Genomic DNA, 18150 nt, shown 5'->3' with positions numbered 1-18150 from the left:
ATTCTGGTCTTCAGGTATCCCGGCACTTATACACAAGCATTTTCTATGCCATTTTATTCAGCGTCACAGAAACGGGGGGTGAATAGCTCTCGCTGGTATACATGGAGCCACGCGCATTATAGACTTTATTGCTGCGCCGGCTGGCGAAAATACCGGTTACACAGGTCACAATCGCATTATTAACGTTCTTGGCCACCAGCAGTTTTTCATAATTGGCCTTCATTGCCTGCTTGAGATTACGGTCTGCAGCCAGCATTTCAGTCTTTTCTTCCGGGGTCAGCGCCGCAATAATCTGCGGATTCTTGGCTACATGACGCATATAACGCTCCAGCAGCGCCGTTATTTTCAGTTTACGATCCTGAATCGCACTGACCATGTCAATCTGCAGGGAGTCCATATAACCGGATTCTTCCTCCAGCACCGCTGTCAGTGCATTTACCGTGCTTACCAGCATTGCCGCCGTCAGCGGCACTTCTTTCTGTTTTTCCTGGACCTGCTGCGTCATACGACCTCCTGCAACTTAAGAAGTTCCTTTTTTACCTGCTCTGCAATACCTATGCCACCTGCCTTAGACAGTGATTTACCATAAGCATCCATCAGAAAACTCTTATAAATTTCTCCTGTTGAGCCGCCGCCGAAGAAATCCGTCAGCTCATCGCCGGAAAACATGGCTCCCATCATCTGGGACAGGAATACCGCCTCGAAATCCTGGGAAACCGCGTCGATTTGTGATGTGGGCACCCGGGCTCCGCCATTTGCTGCCGCGGTATCCGCCAGTTTTGCGTTGCCTGAGGATGCCGTGTCGAGGCTCCCCGGCTGCAGGGCAGAGGTCAGATTCACGGGTGCGGTCATGGTAATATCGCTCATTCTGCCACCACCTCCGCCTGTAACGCCCCGGCCGTCTTGATTGTCTGCAATATTGTAATCAGGTCACGCGGGCCGACACCCAGCGCATTCAACCCCGCCACCAATTCACGCAACGTGGTGCCATGCGGCATAACGGCCAGTTTGGCGTTGCTTTCCTCCACCGTCACATTCGTGCGGGGTACGACTACGGCAGGCGTGCCCGGAGGCGCTAACGGCCCCGGCAATATCGCCTGCGGATTTTCTTCCACTTTTACCATCAGGTTGCCTTGCGCCACCGCCACTGTGTCAATGCGCACATTCTCGCCCATTACAACCGTACCCGATGCTTCGTCTATCACGACTTTAGCCACCTGGTCCGTATGCACCTGCAACTGTTCGATTTCTGCGAGAAGGCCGGAAGTATTTCCTTTAAAATCAATCGGTACGCGCAGATGCACGGTTCCTGCATCCACCATCTGCGCCGCATCCACGCCTAAATGCCGGTTAATCGCTTCTGCCATATGCTTGGCGGTCGTAATATCCGGGTTGCGCAGGCTGATATTCAGGGAAGACATGTCGTTGAGCGCAAAGTCGATTTCCTTTTCGATAATGCCACCATTGGCAATGAATCCGTTCGTCGGCACGCCCTTGGTGATGGTCGTTCCGGCGCCGCCCGCTTCAAACCCGGCAATGCTAATAGGCCCCTGCGCTACCACATAGACCTTACCGTCCGCGCCATAAAGCGCCGTTGCCAGCAGCATACCGCCCTGCAGTGATTTGGCATCACCCATCGCGCTTACATTCACGTTGATCCTGCTGCCTTCGCGTGAAAAAGGCGGCAAGGTGGCCGTCACCGTCACAGCAGCCACGTTCTTGCTTTTAAGTTCCGTGCCGCGCGTATTAACGCCCTGGCGCTCCAGAAACGCAATCAGGCTTTGCGAAGTAAATTCGTTATTTTTCAGCTTGTCGCCTGTGCCGTTGAGCCCCACTACCAGCCCGTATCCCATCAATACGTTGTCACGGACACCCTCAAAATTCGCGATATCTTTCAAACGAGAATCGGCGTGCGCCGCCTGCCCGAATACCACGCAAGCCGCAAACGCCACCAGACATGCCACCACCAGCAGCGTCAGCCTTTCCAGCCAATCCGCTACCATGTCCGCACCCGAGCGCACGACAGGCTGCACGCTATCCTGAAACAATCTGGACAGACTTCCTTTGCGCGGCATGGAATATCCGGCATTACCTGCCATCAGCTTATCAGCATCCTTCAACTCGATTGTCTGCATATTTTTTCCTAATTACGGCCGATATCCGACATTCTTCCATGCTATTATCATGCCAAAACGGCTTGCGGAAGCAGTACTTGATATATCAGTTGGTTAAGATGGGAGAATTCCGAGACCGCATTGATCAAATGCGCCAAAAAGGGAATTTATTGCCTGTCTGATGTAAAACAGACCACCGCCAGCTATCCGACCCCAGCAGAGGAAATTATTCCGGCTTGGAAAGTTTCTTACCGCTGCCCGGAGCACGTCCGCGCTTTTTGCGGCGCAATACCATCTTCTCGTCATCCTTGAGCACATCCATATTGCCCAGTTCGCTGATCATATGCGAGTTGACTTTCCTGACAGAGGCGATCATGTCGCTATCATTCGCCATGCCTGCCACTACCTGCAGCGGCACCAGTTCATCCTTCATGACGATGGCGGAAGCCTGCGCAGCCGTGTAGCCTTTTTCTGCTTCGAGCTTGTCCATTTTTTCTGCGACATATTCCATCAGGGCAACAGATTCCGGAGTGGCTTTTTTACCCAGCGGCGATTCTTCCTTTGTATCCATATGCGCAAGGATCTGTCCCAAATGCACCCTTACTTCCGCTACAAATCGCTCCGCCATTTTCTTGCTGGCAGTATTTTCCCGGACATATCCAACGGCAGCCTGAGTAATAAGGCTGATATCTATCATCTCGTCGGACTCTTTATCAGCAGCCATGTATTCGTTCTCCGTTTCGTCGCAAAATTGCATCTGACTGTTATATTAAACTTATGAGAGCTATATTTCCAGATTTTTTTGCTCTCGCCGCGCCGCGGCTTGCATTACTTCACTTCGCATGCACAGACAAGCAAAAACAGCACATATATATTTATTAATTCAGAATAAATGTCGTGACGGAATAAGGCGGCAATGTGGAGGCGAATCTGCCGTGATGCACTTGCCCCTCTCCCAAATAGGCCGGTGGTGAGAGCGGATTTATTTGTCCATTTTTCTGCCACACCTGCGCTCGTATATTTTCTGTTCCTTTTAGCGTAAAGATACCCTCTTCGGCTGCGGTCGGATTTTTATTGATCACCACAATGTTTTTCGGATTATCCGATGCGAAGACTTCCAGATCCGGCGCATCCACGGAAACCTGCGCAAGTGTATTCCCGAAATGACGAAACCATTTTCCGCCCGTAAACATCACATGTGCATAATAGACCGGCATAGGCTGGTCTATTGCAGCGATTGCCGCTGCGCCACTTGCCGGATGTAGCGATTCATATAAAGTTCCGAGCGGCCCGTTTTTGTCGCCGTATTGCAGCGAGATTCCGCCCGCGCGGAGGATATGGCCGATCACGCTTGCGCCCCACACCGTATTGAACTGTGTAAACATGGCATTCACCGCACCCTTGCCGTTCCAGTTCATGTTCCACTCGCCGACCTGTACATCGATCTGATCAGCGCGCGCCGGCACGATTTTACGAATATCCGCTTTCAGCGCGCTGATATGCTCTTCGTACCCCACTGTGTTTTTCAGCAATACGCTTTCCGGAAGATTTTCTTCTCCACCTTCGCCGTATTGATGAAAATCAATGAAGTCGATCCTGTTCCCACTCCCGGCCAGCAATTTCTGCAGGAATGCTTCATTAAAATAGGCCGTGCCGACGCCACCAATCTTTATCGACGGATCGGCAGCTTTCATCGCATCGTAGGTGCGGTTGAATAGTGTGATCTGTTCCGCGTCCGGCAGCGGCGACTCATTGCCGATGATCCAGTACTTAACCGGATTTCGCGTCTCCAGGTTGAAATGACGCACCATACTGGCCGCGTCCTGCACGGAGGTTGGAGGTGCCATCTGCAATATTACGACCGGCTCCGCTCCCATTGCCTTGATTTTGGTGATCCACACATCGCCCGGCACGTTCTTCGCACATCCCGCTCCACCGCATTGGATAGGGCTATGGGGATCACCGGGTGTTTTATATTTCAGATGCATGCGCATCTGGCCAAGCCGCAGATCGCCCATCATCTGCATCATTACGCTATCGTTGGTAATATCCCTGCCGCTGCCATAACCGGTCACATCGACACCGAATGCACGTGAGTTGATCGCTTTTCCAGCTTGCGTATAATCCACGATAATTTGTGCCGCCTGCGCATTTGCCGTGAGCGTTATTGCAAGCGCCATGCACATCACGGCCTTTTGAAATGCTTTACGCATTATGCTCCCTTCAACCAGGGCGAGGGATCGATCGGTTTATTATTACGCCGCACTTCCACATACAGGCGGCGCTGGTCACGCGAGCTGCCCATGGTTCCTATCGGCTCACCTTTCAGCAACATCTGGCCCGGTTTGCAGCTGACCTGCTCCATGCCGGAAAGCAGCGTATGGTAATGGTCGCTATGACGGATGATCACGATATGCCCGTAGTCGCGGAAACTGCCCGCATAGACGACTTCACCGTCATAAGGCGCGACAACCGTGGTCCCTTCACGCGTCTCGAGCGTCACCCCCCGGGAAAATACGCTGTCGTCTCCGCTGCCTCCGTAATGACGCACTACCTTGCCCGCCGCAGGCATCTGCATCTTGCCCTTTGCATCCGCAAATGAACGCATCTTCGTCTGCGTTTCTTCTTCCTCTTCTTCCTTAACAGCGTTTTCCTTGATGTTATCCTGCGGCGCGCGTGCTGCCTTACCCAATTCGTCTATCAGATCCTGCAGATTGTGCGATTTCACTTTCAGCTGCGCCAGCCGTTCCTTTTCCTGCTCGCTTTCCGTTCCCAGTTCGTCTTCCAGTTTACTGCGCTGTTTCACCTTTCCTTCCAAGGTCGCGCGCTTTGCATCCAGCTCCGCCTTGCGCGCCACAATCACAGCGCGGTCGCTGCGGATTTTCTCTTCCAGATTATCCAGCTCGTTCAGCTGCTGCCTCAGGCTTTGCGAATCCTCCTGAATAGCATGGGTAACGATATTCAGCGCACGTGAAGCCGCCAGGGTTTCATCGAGCTTGCCGGGCATGGCAATTACCGCTTCCGGCGGCATCTGGCGCAGCTTGATCATGGAGGCAATCAGCGTGGAAAGCTCGGCCTTGCGCTTATCCAATTCGTCGTTTTTCTGCTTTTTCTGGTCTTCCAGTATGGCGAGCTTATCTTCAAGGCCGGACAGGGCTTTTTCCTGATCGTTCATCTCATTGGCAAGGTCCACCGTCTCGCGCTTGAGGCCCTTGAGTTCATGCTCCAGCGAAGCACGCTGCTCTTCCAGCTTTTTCTGTTTTTTTCCAATGGCTTTCATCTCGCTTACGGTACCCGTAAGCTGGGCGCGCGCATCCTTGCCTGTCTGAGCAAGCGCGGCCGTGCATAGACATGCTGCGAGCAAGAAAAAAAATAGGCGTAGCAAAACAGGCCCAATGCTTAAAAATGTTGCGGAAATCCCTGTTATTCTCTATAAGATCGCAAAATTGTGGTAAACTCAAGAGAAAAAACATGTCCAACCATTCCGCATCCCAGAACTCCGAGCTCTTTTCCGCTAACGCCCCCTATATTGAAATGCAGTATGCCAAATGGCTGGCCAACCCGGAATCGGTCGATCCGCAATGGCGCAGCTTCTTTTCCACGAATTTCAGCGCTCAGGATGCGAAAACCGCCGGTGTAACACGCCCAAGCTGGTCTGAAAATGTTTCCCGCTTCGAAGACGAAACCCTGAACCGCGAACCCGCTGCTTCCAAAGACAAAAAAGCTAAACCGCAAGCTGCCGGCGCCTCACAGGAGCTGACGCCGGATGTCGAACAGGCCACGCGCGACACCATCCACGCGCTCATGCTCATCCGCAATTACCGTGTTCGCGGCCATATCATTGCCAATTACGACCCGCTCCAGCTGGAACGCCGCACGCACCACCCGGACATCGACCCGGAAACCTACGGCTTCACCGCGAAGGATTACGACCGCAAAATTTTCCTCGACGGTGTACTCGGGCTGAAGTTCGCAACATTGCGCGAAATCCTGCAGATCCTCAACGCAACCTACTGCACGAATATCGGCGTTGAGTTCATGCATATCCAGTATCCGGAACAGAAGAACTGGATACAGAAACATATCGAAAGCCGCCAGAGCCGCCCGGACCTGACGCTCGAAGAAAAGAAATACATCCTCAAGACACTGATCGAAGTTGAATCGTTCGAAGAATTCGTACAGCTCAAATATGCGAGCACCAAGCGCTTCTCCATTCAGGGCGGCGACTCCGCGATTGCGGGTCTTGAAGCCGTGATTGAAACCTCTGCGCGTCTTGGCGTTGAAGAAGTCAATATCGGCATGCCGCATCGCGGACGCATGAACGTCATTACGACCGTCATGGGCAAACCGTGGACGGAACTGCTGTCGCTGTTCCAGGGCAATATCGATTTCCCGGAATGGGTGGATTCCTCCGGCGACGTGAAATACCATCTCGGCGTTTCCAACGTCCGTACGATGGCGGACAGCGGTCGCAAGATCCATCTTTCGCTTGCCTCCAACCCCTCACATCTCGAAGCCGTGAATCCGGTCGTCATGGGCAAGGTCCGCGCGAAGCAGGATCGCAAGGGCGACGTCAATCATAACGAAAAAGTGACCGCCGTTCTGCTGCACGGCGATGCCGCATTCGCAGGCCAGGGCTCGGTTGCGGAAACGCTCTCCTTCGCTGAGTTGCGTGGCTATACCACAGGCGGCACGGTCCATATCATCGTCAACAACCAGATTGGTTTCACCACAAGCCCACGCTTCTCGCGCTTCACGCCATACCCGTCGGACGTTGCGAAGATGGTGCAGGCCCCGATCTTCCACGTGAACGGTGACGATCCGGAAGCCGTTTTCTATGTCTGCAAACTGGCTGCCGAATTCCGCCACATCTTCAAGCGCGACGTGGTCGTAGATATCTTCTGCTACCGTAAATACGGCCATAATGAAAGTGATGAACCGATGTTCACGCAGCCGCTGATGTACAAGGCGATCGCAAACCACAAGCTGCCCGCGCGTATCTATGCTGAAAAGCTCGTTTCCGAAGGCACTGTGACGCAGGAAGAAGTGGATGCACAATTCGCTGAATTCCGTGCAACGCTCGATAACGCTTACGAAGCTGCCAAGACCTTTAAGCCCAATAAGGCTGACTGGCTCGAAGGCGCATGGGCAGGATTTGAAAAGCCGAAGGGCGAGCATGCCATTGTCGATACGGGCGTGGATGTTGAGAAGCTCAAAACCATCGGCAACGCGATCTCTCGAGTTCCCGATGAATTTACGATCAACAGCAAGATCGCACGTCAGCTTGAAGCCAAGCGTAAGATGATGGAAACCGGCACGGGGCTTGACTGGTCCATGGGCGAAGCGCTCGCATTCGGCACGCTGCTCACGGAAGGCCATCCGGTGCGCCTGTCCGGTCAGGATTCCTGCCGCGGCACATTCTCGCATCGTCATGCCGTTCTGGTCGACCAGAATACGGAACAGCGCTACACGCCGCTCAACAATATCGGCGCTCCGAAGAACCTGGAAGTGATCGACAGCTCGCTTTCCGAATTCGCGATTCTCGGTTTCGAGTACGGTTACTCGCTCGCTGAACCGCAGGCCCTCACCATGTGGGAAGCTCAGTTCGGCGATTTCGCTAACGGCGCTCAGGTGATCATCGACCAGTTTATCGCGTCAGGTGAAATCAAGTGGTTGCGCATGTCCGGTCTCGTCATGCTCCTGCCGCACGGTTATGAAGGCCAGGGTCCGGAACATTCCTCCGCACGCCTGGAACGCTTTCTCCAGCTTTGCGGTGAAGATAATATGCAGGTCGTTAACTGCACGACTCCTGCAAACTTCTTCCACGTGCTGCGTCGCCAGATCTACCGCAAGTTCCGCAAACCGTTGATCGTCATGACGCCGAAGTCGCTGCTGCGTCACAAGCTCGTTGTGTCGACGCTGGCGGATTTCGCCCCGGGCACGCACTTCCAGCGCGTATTGCCGGAAACGAAGCAGCTTCTGGACGACAAGAAGATCAAGAAGCTCATCATCACCTCCGGCAAGGTCTATTACGACCTGTACGAAGAGCGCGAAAAGCTTGGGCTGGACGATGTCGCCATCATCCGTACGGAACAGTACTATCCGTTCCCGGCGCGCGAGCTGGCACAGGAAATCAGCCGCTACAAAAACGCTGAAGTGATCTGGTGCCAGGAAGAGCCGAAGAATATGGGCGCATGGCAGTTTATCGCTCCGCGCATCAGCGACGTGCTCGACGAGCTGGGCCGTAATAGCCGCCTGCGTTATGTCGGCCGTCCGGAATCGGCTTCCCCGGCTGCAGGTTACCTGCGTATCCATGAAAAGGAACAGCGCAAGGTGATCGAAGATGCATTTGCTACCGGCAGCGGCAGCGTGCTCAAAAAGGTGGCTGGCTAACGATTGCTGAGAACTATTGCAACGCCCTGCCGCCTTACGGTGTGCAGGGCGTTTTTATTGAAACTTGAATGATAGTGCGCAATTCCGACTGGTGGCGTTCCTGCTTGTAGAGTAGGTCTCGGTTCCCGCTACGCCGTTATTATCATAGCAATTCGTTGTTGCGTAGTTCGTTACAGTAGCAGAAGAGGCCGGGATACACCCGTTGGTTCCCGCTCCTGTGGTGCCGTTTGCCGCCCATATAATGGCAAAGTTTACGATATCGTAATTGACATAGCAGGCCACAATGGAGCCGGTCTGCGGCAACCCGTCATCCGCTTTCTTGTCTATCATGTAGGATTGCTGCACCGTCATGCCGGGGCTGCTTGTGGATTCTATCGTACACCCCAGTTTGGTGACCGTGGAGATGGCGAAATAATTCGTGGAAGTGGAATTAAGCGCATATACATATACAAAATTGCCATTGCCTACTTTAGCCGTAGGCAGCCATCCAGAAAGCGGCGGAGTCGTTGTTAATGTCACGTTAGGGCTCACGGCGTGTGTGCTGGGGTACCCTGCCCCGCCGTTATCTGCACCGAGTATGGTTGTGTCCAGCAATGCGGCTTTGCTCAAATCCGCCCAGAACGCCGCCAGTTCACCGCTTCCTTCATGATCGCCAGCATTGTCATTGCTGGTGTCACTGCAGGTCCCTTCCAGCACACCATTACCATCCCCCTGTCCGGCATAAGCACCGCGCGCTTGTAAACCGAATTGAGTCGCATAAGGTTCCGGAATGTCCCCAGGGAAATAACCAAATTTACCTTGGAAAGTGCGGACCGCCGTCTGGTATTTTTCGATCTGGGAAAGCTGCGCACGCGCCGTTGCAGCATCGATAAGATCCTGGCCTGTTAATATGCCACCGACAATCAAGCCGATGATGACCAGTACGATGCTAAGTTCAATGAGTGTGAAGCCTGATTTCATGTCTTGGAATTATACGCTGCAGGACGCGAAGCGTATTTATTATACACCCTGCATACCATATGATGCAACCGGCGAGGGAGTAAAAATACTTATAATTTATTCAGTAGCTTGGCAAACAGGTCGTATTACCAGAATACATCACCCGCGCTGATGGCCATGCGCTTTTTACCGGCGGATTTCAGCAGCAGATGGCCGCTTGTATCGATGCCTTCAAATATCCCGGTATAGGTTTCCTTGGGCAGGCGAACCTCGATGGATTTGCCGATACGGAAAGCATGTTTAAGCCACAATTTGCGAATCGGCGCGAAGCCCTTATTCGCCCACATGTCATAAAGCGTAATAAAGTGGTGTATGAAGCGTGAAAGCACGATCTTGGCGCTAATGATCTCGACACCTGCTTCTTTGAGGTAGGTGGCGGGAATATCGGTGCTCCCGGGGCATGAATCCACATTGATGCCTACGCCGACCACAACCCAGCGCACCATCTTATTGCTGCCGGTGGTCATATCCGCTGTTTCAAAGGATTCCAGCAATATACCGCCGATCTTCTTTTCACCCAGCAGAATGTCGTTAGGCCATTTGCAATGAATGTCATCACCGTCGGGAATAATGGAGCTCAATGTTTCCGTTGCCGCAAGCGCCGCCACGAAAGAAAGCTGTGCGGCCACATCCTGCGCACAGTCCGGCCTCAGCAGGAGCGAGCAGAACAGATTGCCTTCAGCCGACACCCAGAGACGCCCCATGCGTCCCCTGCCCGCCGTCTGGCGCTTGGCCCAGATGACCGCGCCGTGGGAACCGCCGCCTTCCGCAATCCGTCTTGCTTCCTCGTTCGTACTATCCAGCTCTTCGTAGGAGAGCAGATGGTAGTCGTTGAGCAGATTGGGCTTGGCGAATGATTTCATTGAAATAATGCCTTTGCAGCTATATGCGCCTGGTTAATGAGCGGGCTGGGCATGACAAAGAAGAGCACCGTTACTGCCGTGCAGATATACATCGCAAGGTTCAGCAATGCGGGAACTTCTTTATCGAAGCTTTCAGCCGGTTCGTCAAAATACATGACCTTGACGACTTTCAGGTAATAGAAGCAGGCCACGACGCTGCTCAGCACACCGATGACGGCAAGCGTCACCAGACCTGCATGCATCGCCGCGAGGAACACATACAGCTTACCGAAGAAGCCGGCGAGCGGCGGGATGCCTGCCATGGAGAACATGAAGACCGCAAGCGCGAATGCCATGCGCGGCGAGCGGCTGGAAAGACCGGCCAGATCGCTGATCGCTTCCTTTGCCTTACCGTCACGCTGCATCATCAGGATGCAGGCGAATGCGCCAACGCTCATCAGCACATAAAGTGCAAAATAGACGCCGATCGAGCTGATGCCCTCTTCGCTTCCTGCTGCCAGCCCCATAAGGGCGTAGCCGACATGGCCGATGGAGCTATAGGCCAACAGGCGCTTGATATTGGTCTGCATCAGCGCACCGAATGCGCCCACGATCATGGATGCGGCGGATACGAACACGACGATCTGCTGCCATTCATGCAGCATCGGCCCGAAAGGCTGCACGAGTACGCGGACCAGCAATGCCACTGCAGCTACTTTGGGAGCGGTGGAGAAGAAAGCCGTGATCGGCGTGGGAGCGCCTTCATAAACGTCGGGCGTCCACATATGGAAAGGTGCAGCGGAAATCTTGAAGCACAGTGCGGTAATCACCAGCACGAGGCCGAACAGCATGCCTTTATCCACGCTGCCGCTTGATTTAAAGAGCCCTGCCAGCGCATCGAAATCCAGGCTGCCCGCAAACCCGTACACCAGCGACATGCCGAACAGCAGCATGCCCGAAGCCAGCGCACCAAGCACGAAATATTTAAGCCCGGCTTCGGTGGATTTCAGCGATTCGCGGCTAAAACCGGCCAGCACATAAAGCGGAAGGCTTGAAAGTTCCAGCCCCATATAAAGCGCGAGCAGATTGTTCGCGGAAGCCATCAGCATCATACCCAGAAGCGAGAACAGTACCAGCACGGGATATTCAAAGCGCTGGTTATCGTCACGCACGAGCCATGCGTCCGAAATCAGGAGCACCAGCAGCGTCGCCGCCAGCAGCAACATTTTAACAGCGGTAGAGAAGCCGTCCGCCACGATCATGTGCGAGAAGAAATACTGCGTACCCACGGCAGAGGGGAAGGCCACCATGATGCCGAGAATGGATGCCAGCACGAAGATGCTCAGGAAAAGGAACAGCCTGTCGGTCAGACGGCTTTTGGCATATACACCGCCGATGAGCAGGATAATAGCCGAAACCGTAACCACCATTTCAGGCACGAGGCGTGAGAAAGCAACCAGATCCATAATATTGAACGTCTTACCGAGAATTGCGACCGAAGAATAATCAACCATGTGTCCCTCCGACCTGGCTCAGAAGATGAAGCACCGAACTGTGCATAGCATTCAGGAACGGATGCGGATAGATACCGATCCACAGCACTGCCAGAATCAGCGGCAGGAAGATGGCCCATTCACGGCAGCTCATATCTTTCATCTTCATCAGGTCTTCTTTTACAAGCTCCCCGAATACCACGCGGCGGTAGAGCCACAGCGCATAGGCCGCGCCGAGGATCAGGCCAGTGGCGATGAAGAAGGCCAGGTAAGTCTGTGCTTTGAAAGCCCCTACCAGCACCAGGAATTCACCGACGAAACCGCTCGTGCTCGGAAGACCTACAGAAGCCATCGTGAAGAACATGAAGGTGAATGCATAATACGGCATGATGTTCACCAGGCCACCGTAACGGGCGATTTCACGTGTATGCAGGCGGTCATAAACCACGCCCACGCAAAGGAACAGTGCGCCGGAAACCACACCATGGCTGATCATCTGGACGATAGCACCTTCCATACCCTGCTGGTTGAAAGCAAACATACCAGCGGTGACAAATCCCATATGCGCGACCGAAGAATAGGCGATCAACTTTTTCATGTCCGTCTGCACGAGCGCCACGAGCGAAGTATAGATCACGGCCACAATGCTAAGCCAGTACATCAGCGGTGCAAAATAATGCGAAGCTTCCGGCAGCATTGGCAGCGAGAATCGCAAGTAACCGTAACCACCGATCTTCAGCAGGATACCTGCCAGAATTACGGAACCGGCTGTCGGCGCCTGTACGTGCGCATCCGGCAACCAGGTATGGACCGGCCACATCGGCACTTTCACGGCAAAGGATGCAAACATTGCCAGCCACAGCCAACGTTGGACGTTCAGCGTATAATCCGGCGTTTTCTGCATTAGTGCGGGAATGTCGAGCGTACCTTGCGTATAATAGATATAGAGCAGCGCCAGCAGGAACAGCACCGAGCCCAGCAGTGTATAGAGGAAGAATTTATAAGCCGCATAAACACGGCGATCACCGCCCCAGACGCCGATGATGATATACATCGGGATCAGCACGGCTTCGAAGAATACATAGAACAGCAGCAGGTCGAGCGAAGCGAATACGCCTATCATGAGCGTTTCCAGAACAAGGAACACTATCATATATTCGCGCACGCGCTTGGTGATCGCTTCCCAGCTGCACAGAATGCACAGCGGCATCAGGAAGGTGGTCAGCAGCACCATGAAGAGCGAGATACCGTCAATGCCCAGATGATAGCTGATATGGGCTCCTTCAAACCAGGAATGCGTTTCCTGAAACTGGAAACCGCTCGTGCTGTTGTCGAAATTCAGCCATAGCGGAATGGACAGTGCGAAATCCACAAGCGTAACCAATAACGCAACCGTCTTGCTGGTCTTTTCGCAAGCGCCGGTCAGCAGGATGAACGCAACGCCCACCAGCGGCAGGAAGATCAGTACGGAAAGCAGGTGAGAAGTAATAAAATCCATAGTGATTAATGTCCCCCTGCCATAAACAACACGCTGCTAGCAATAAATACAAGCCCGATCAGCATGGCGAAAGCGTAATGATAAAGATAGCCGGTCTGCAGCCTGCTGGCACATTTGCCAAACTGGGCAGATACCCATGCCGCGCCGTTGGGTCCCAGCCCGTCGATCACTTTTGTGTCCCAGAACTTCCACAGATGTGCGCCGAAGCGTTTTGCCGTCTGCACGAAGATCACGTCATATGCTTCATCGAAATACCACTTGTTCAGCAGGAACAGGTAGATTGGACGGAAAGCCTCTGCCAGCTTATGCGGAATGGAGGGAGCCAGAATATAGAATACGAATGCCAGCGTGATACCGGAGATACCGACCAGACCCGGCAACTGACCGGCCCAGTGCGGAATATGTTCTGCCGCTTCAAGCACATTATGCGATTCGCTGAATTTGATCGCCCCTGCCCAGAATTCACCTTCCGGCGCTACCATGCCCAGCATGTTGCGGCCAATGTAACCTGCGGCAATCGCACCGGCTGCGAGCAGCAGCAGCGGAACGAGCATTACGGCCGGGGATTCATGCACATGGTGCATGACATCATGCGAAGCGCGCGGCTTGCCGTGGAACGTCATGAACAGCAGGCGCCAGGAATAGAATGCCGTCATGAATGCAGCCACAATGCCCATCCAGTAAGCAAACTCACCGACACGGGTTCCTGCAGCATAAGCCGCTTCGAGAATCATATCCTTGGAATAGTAGCCTGCGAAGAACGGCATACCGGCCAGCGCGAGCGAACCTAGCCACATATAGATATAGGTAACGGGAATCTTTTTCCAAATACCGCCCATATTGCGCATGTCCTGTTCGCCGGACATGGCGTGGATGACGGAACCGGCCCCAAGGAACAGCAGCGCCTTGAAGAAGGCGTGCGTCATCAGGTGGAATACGCCAGCGGAATAAGCACCGACACCGCAAGCGAAAAACATATAACCGAGCTGCGAGCAGGTGGAATAAGCAATCACGCGCTTGATGTCGTTCTGTACGAGGCCGACGCTGGCCGCGAAGAAAGCTGTGAGCGCGCCGATGACAGTCACGAATTCCAGCGCGGACGGAGCCTGCTCAAACAGCGGCGAGCAGCGAGCCACGAGAAATACGCCTGCGGTTACCATCGTCGCGGCATGGATGAGGGCGGAAACCGGAGTCGGGCCTTCCATTGCGTCCGGCAACCAGGTGTGCAGACCGAGCTGAGCCGACTTACCCATCGCGCCGATAAACAGCAGGAAGCAGATCAGCGTCAACGCGTGATAGCTATTGCCGAGGAAGTTCATTGTGTCGCCCGCATGCGCAGCTGCGTTGCCGAAGATCACGTCGAACTGCACGGAGCCGAACAGCAGGAATGTTGCCGCTACGCCGAGCGCGAAACCGAAATCACCAACACGGTTGACGATAAATGCTTTGATCGCAGCAGCGTTAGCTTCCGGCTTCTTGTACCAGAACCCGATCAGCAGGTAGGAGCAGAGACCTACACCTTCCCAGCCGAGGAAGAGCTGGATCAGGTTATCGGAGGTCACGAGCATCAACATGAAGAAGGTGAACAGCGACAGATACGCCATGAAACGCTGGCGGTGTTCGTCATGGCTCATATAGCCGACGGAGTAAATATGCACTACGGAGGATACCCAAGTCACGACGACCAGCATTACCGCCGTCAGCGCATCCACGCGGATGGCCCAGCTGACATTGAAGTCACCGGAATCGATCCATTCCAGCAGTTTGATTTTCTGCACATGGCCGAGCAATGCTACATCATGGAATACGAAGCCAGCGCACACAGCGCTTGTGACAAGCGCACCGCAGGTGATGAGCTGCGCGAGGCGCGCAGGTATCACGCGCACGAAGACGCCCACAAGCACCGCAGCAATCAGCGGGAGAAACAAAACGGCAGTGGCCAGACAGCTTGTTTCCATTATCCCCTCATCGCATTAATATCTTCCACCGCAATCGAACCGCGGTTACGGAAGAACACCACTAGAATCGCAAGGCCGATCGCCGCCTCGGCTGCCGCTACGGTCAGCACGAACATCGCAAAAATCTGGCCGCTGATATCGCCCAGGTAAACCGAGAACGCCACCAGATTGATATTGACGGCGAGCAGCATCAGCTCCACCGACATCAGGATCGTAATGATGTTTTTACGGTTCAGGAAAATTCCGCAAATCCCAAGTACGAACAGCAGCGAGGATACAGCGAGGTAATGAAAGATACCTATCGAGCCGAAAAATGTATGTTCCATATTATGCTCCCTGCCCCGGCTTTACTTTTACGAGTTCTACCGCGTCGGAACGCTTGCGGTCAATCTGCGCGGCGATCTTCTGACGGCGCACACCCGGACGCGTACGATGCGTGAGCACGATCGCCCCGATCATCGCTACCAGCAGGATCAGCCCTGCTACCTGGAACGCATATATATAGTCTGTATAAAGAACATTGCCGATTGCCTGCGTATTGGGAACGTCTTTTACAATCGGAGTTGCTTTGGCTGCCACATCATGAGTGTTGTGCAGCGAGGACATGACCGCGAAGATCAATTCGCCGAAGAGTACTGCCGCTACCGTTCCGCCCACAGGAAGGTAACGCAGGAAGCCTTGTTTCAAGCTTGCGAAATCGACATCTAACATCATGATAACGAAGAGGAACAACACCGCTACCGCGCCGACATAGACAATGACCAGCGTCATCGCGAGGTATTCCGCGCCGATCAAAAGAAAGAGCCCCGCCGCATTAAAGAATGCCAGGATCAGGAACAACACCGAATGCACCGGGTTGCGCGCACCGATCACCATCAGCGCCGAGAAGACCAGCACGATAGCGAACAGGTAAAACACCAGGGTTGCTATTATCAATTTTTACATCCTCTTAGGTTCAGAAGTATACACAAATAGCAAAGAAGGCACGAAGTGCAACTGAAAACAAAAAAATTGCGTTTTCTTGTGGTAGCCTGCTATTGCCTGCAACTTTGAGGCGTTTGTTATTGGATTACGCGCGGATTCAGCAGCGAATTCGCAATAGCGTCGAAAGCGGAATTGAGCTTGCCGTTTGTGGGCGCGAAGAAATACATGCGCGGGCTGGTGGCGCAATCCTGCATCAGCTTGCCGTTTACCTCTGCCTGCGCGCCGGCAGGGGCAAAGCTGTTAATATTGTCAGACTGGCCAAAGGCAACCGTATAAATCTGGATTCCCTGCTCCTTCATGGCACTGCAGAGAGCCAATGTGCGGCGGTCGAGTTCCTGCTCGGCTTTTGCCTCGTCTTTTGTGCCGAGCTGTCCGTCGGCCAGCTTGCCGTACGCCGTGTAACTGCCGGGGAAGAAGTAATTATAGCCGTCGGTAACGAACACCAGCGCCTTTTGCTTGCCCTTCTGGTTATAATCATAAGGCAAGCCATACTGTCCCATTTCGCCTCCCCAAGCACCGCGCCATTTGGGCGACAGCATACGCCAGCCCCAAGCCAGCGCGACCGGGATAATCGTCTGCCCGCCGGGCTGCATGGCACTGATGCCGGTCAGTAGTGCAGTTCTGTCATGGGTAAGTGGCGTGACGGCGGGTGGACAATAAGCATTCGGTCCCAGCGGATAAGGAGAAGCCGGTGGCACTGTGGCCGGATTGACGACATTGAGCAGCAGAGATTTATATTGCGTGCCGGACATGGTGGTGCCATCCGGATTACGAATGGGGCTGAATTTCCACTCATTGGCAAGCTTATTTATATAAGTAGCGTCCTGGTATAATTGCGGATAAGACGACTGGGGATAAGCATTGGCAACATCCGCTGCCGACTGGCTTAAGAACTCGTAAACTGGAAACGGTGCAGCGGAGGCAGTGTCATCACTCGTATCATAAGGTTCAGCCCGTGCGCCCACGCAGCCATACCAGTGTGTAGCTCTGAAATGCGTCGCCGTGCCCGGATAGGTGCAATAGCCGCTATTGCCCGATGTTGTGGATGAACGGCCATTATACGCATCGCAAGTCGTATTATACCCCTCCGCCGGACCAAAATCCTCATTATTATTATCATGCTTTACCCAGCCTGCGTTCCATGTGCTGGCGGGACTTCCTGTGCCACCGATATTCACGGCCTGCGAGAACGGCACGATCCCGATCCATGCATTGGGAGTAGCCGCATTACGCAGATTCAGCTTATTAATAAGCATCCGCGTCGCACTCTTAAGCGCATCGATCTTCTTGGCGGAACTTGTCTGCGACGGATCCACGCGCATATCCATCGACCCGGTATTATCCAGCACCAGCGCCAGCTCGATACTGTCACCGGCCGCGCGCCGGACAACGGAATGGGCAGTAACGGTTACAGAATCAATACCCGCAATCGACATAAGTTTCGTGGGCTGGCGTGTTACGGCATCGAGCGTCAGTTCATTACCATCGGCGCTTAAGGCTGCGCCTGTTACAATCACTCCCATGCCCATATAGCCGAACCGGCAGTTGACCGAGAAATATTTATCCACGTTGTGCTGAATCCAGTGTTTGACGGTCATATTATTCGGCGTATCGCCGATTTTGGAGATGGCGGCTAGCCCTGCCGTATCCAGGCATTTCTCCAGCTTATCCTTTGCGCTTTCGACTCTTGCCATATCGATGGCCACGCCCGCCGCTGCAATCAACGCAAACAACACAAACGCAATAATGACGATCACATTGCCTTCCTGTGAGGTCAAAAACCGAAGGAAGGTGTTATTTATTATATATAGGGGGGCAAGAAATTGCCCCCCTCGCTTACGCTTCCCCCCTCTAAAGGGGTCGTCGCCT

The 18150-nt window shown here is 53.8% G+C and carries 15 protein-coding genes; 1 reads left to right on the top strand and 14 read right to left on the bottom strand.

Annotated elements, in window-relative coordinates; translation table 11 throughout:
• Positions 1 to 43 precede the first annotated feature (43 nt).
• From VFT64_03945 to VFT64_03920, 6 genes are all read right to left on the bottom strand, one after another.
• Entirely contained in the window at positions 44 to 505 is a 462-nt protein-coding gene (locus VFT64_03945) for a hypothetical protein (GenBank protein ID HEU5046975.1), read from the bottom strand.
• A complete protein-coding gene (locus VFT64_03940; GenBank protein ID HEU5046974.1) occupies positions 502 to 867 on the bottom strand; it encodes a rod-binding protein in 366 nt (121 codons plus the stop codon). The genes VFT64_03945 and VFT64_03940 overlap by 4 nt, the downstream gene beginning before the upstream one ends.
• Positions 864 to 2135 (bottom strand): flagellar basal body P-ring protein FlgI, encoded by a 1272-nt coding sequence (locus tag VFT64_03935; GenBank protein HEU5046973.1) that lies wholly within the window; start codon positions 2133 to 2135, stop codon positions 864 to 866. The genes VFT64_03940 and VFT64_03935 overlap by 4 nt, the downstream gene beginning before the upstream one ends.
• A 205-nt stretch (positions 2136 to 2340) precedes the next feature.
• Entirely contained in the window at positions 2341 to 2838 is a 498-nt protein-coding gene (locus tag VFT64_03930) for a hypothetical protein (protein HEU5046972.1), read from the bottom strand.
• A 154-nt stretch (positions 2839 to 2992) separates the two neighbouring features.
• Entirely contained in the window at positions 2993 to 4327 is a 1335-nt protein-coding gene (locus VFT64_03925) for a hypothetical protein (protein ID HEU5046971.1), read from the bottom strand.
• Positions 4327 to 5478: a peptidoglycan DD-metalloendopeptidase family protein gene (locus tag VFT64_03920; GenBank protein HEU5046970.1), complete on the bottom strand. Its 1152-nt coding sequence runs from the start codon at positions 5476 to 5478 to the stop codon at positions 4327 to 4329. Before VFT64_03920 ends, VFT64_03925 begins: the two co-directional genes overlap by 1 nt.
• Before the next feature lie 107 nt (positions 5479 to 5585).
• On the opposite strand from VFT64_03920, the gene VFT64_03915 reads away from it, so the two are divergent.
• Complete coding sequence (locus VFT64_03915) at positions 5586 to 8507, top strand: 2-oxoglutarate dehydrogenase E1 component (GenBank protein ID HEU5046969.1); 2922 nt, start codon at positions 5586 to 5588, stop codon at positions 8505 to 8507.
• A gap of 54 nt (positions 8508 to 8561) precedes the next feature.
• Here the strand turns inward: VFT64_03915 and VFT64_03910 are convergent, their stop codons facing one another.
• The 8 genes from VFT64_03910 to VFT64_03875 form a co-directional block, all read right to left on the bottom strand.
• Positions 8562 to 9467 (bottom strand): prepilin-type N-terminal cleavage/methylation domain-containing protein, encoded by a 906-nt coding sequence (locus VFT64_03910; GenBank protein ID HEU5046968.1) that lies wholly within the window; start codon positions 9465 to 9467, stop codon positions 8562 to 8564.
• A 125-nt stretch (positions 9468 to 9592) separates the two neighbouring features.
• Positions 9593 to 10369 carry a biotin--[acetyl-CoA-carboxylase] ligase gene (locus tag VFT64_03905; GenBank protein ID HEU5046967.1) on the bottom strand — a complete coding sequence of 259 codons (777 nt, stop codon included), beginning with the start codon at positions 10367 to 10369 and terminating at the stop codon, positions 9593 to 9595.
• Complete coding sequence (gene nuoN / locus VFT64_03900; GenBank protein ID HEU5046966.1) at positions 10366 to 11862, bottom strand: NADH-quinone oxidoreductase subunit NuoN; 1497 nt, start codon at positions 11860 to 11862, stop codon at positions 10366 to 10368. The genes VFT64_03905 and nuoN overlap by 4 nt, the downstream gene beginning before the upstream one ends.
• Positions 11855 to 13339: an NADH-quinone oxidoreductase subunit M gene (locus VFT64_03895; protein HEU5046965.1), complete on the bottom strand. Its 1485-nt coding sequence runs from the start codon at positions 13337 to 13339 to the stop codon at positions 11855 to 11857. Before VFT64_03895 ends, nuoN begins: the two co-directional genes overlap by 8 nt.
• A gap of 5 nt (positions 13340 to 13344) precedes the next feature.
• Entirely contained in the window at positions 13345 to 15297 is a 1953-nt protein-coding gene (nuoL, locus tag VFT64_03890; GenBank protein HEU5046964.1) for an NADH-quinone oxidoreductase subunit L, read from the bottom strand.
• Positions 15297 to 15623: an NADH-quinone oxidoreductase subunit NuoK gene (nuoK, locus tag VFT64_03885; GenBank protein ID HEU5046963.1), complete on the bottom strand. Its 327-nt coding sequence runs from the start codon at positions 15621 to 15623 to the stop codon at positions 15297 to 15299. The genes nuoL and nuoK overlap by 1 nt, the downstream gene beginning before the upstream one ends.
• 1 nt (position 15624) lies before the next feature.
• Complete coding sequence (locus tag VFT64_03880) at positions 15625 to 16233, bottom strand: NADH-quinone oxidoreductase subunit J (protein HEU5046962.1); 609 nt, start codon at positions 16231 to 16233, stop codon at positions 15625 to 15627.
• A 125-nt stretch (positions 16234 to 16358) separates the two neighbouring features.
• Positions 16359 to 18038, bottom strand: a complete 1680-nt coding sequence (locus tag VFT64_03875; protein ID HEU5046961.1) for a Tad domain-containing protein — start codon at positions 18036 to 18038, stop codon at positions 16359 to 16361.
• Positions 18039 to 18150: the final 112 nt, after the last annotated feature.

The organism is Rickettsiales bacterium (assembly GCA_035765535.1).
Taxonomy (GTDB): Bacteria; Pseudomonadota; Alphaproteobacteria; order Rickettsiales; family JABCZZ01; genus JABCZZ01.
The sequence above is the reverse complement of the archived record's forward strand: the minus strand, read 5'-3'. Positions and strand labels throughout refer to the sequence as shown.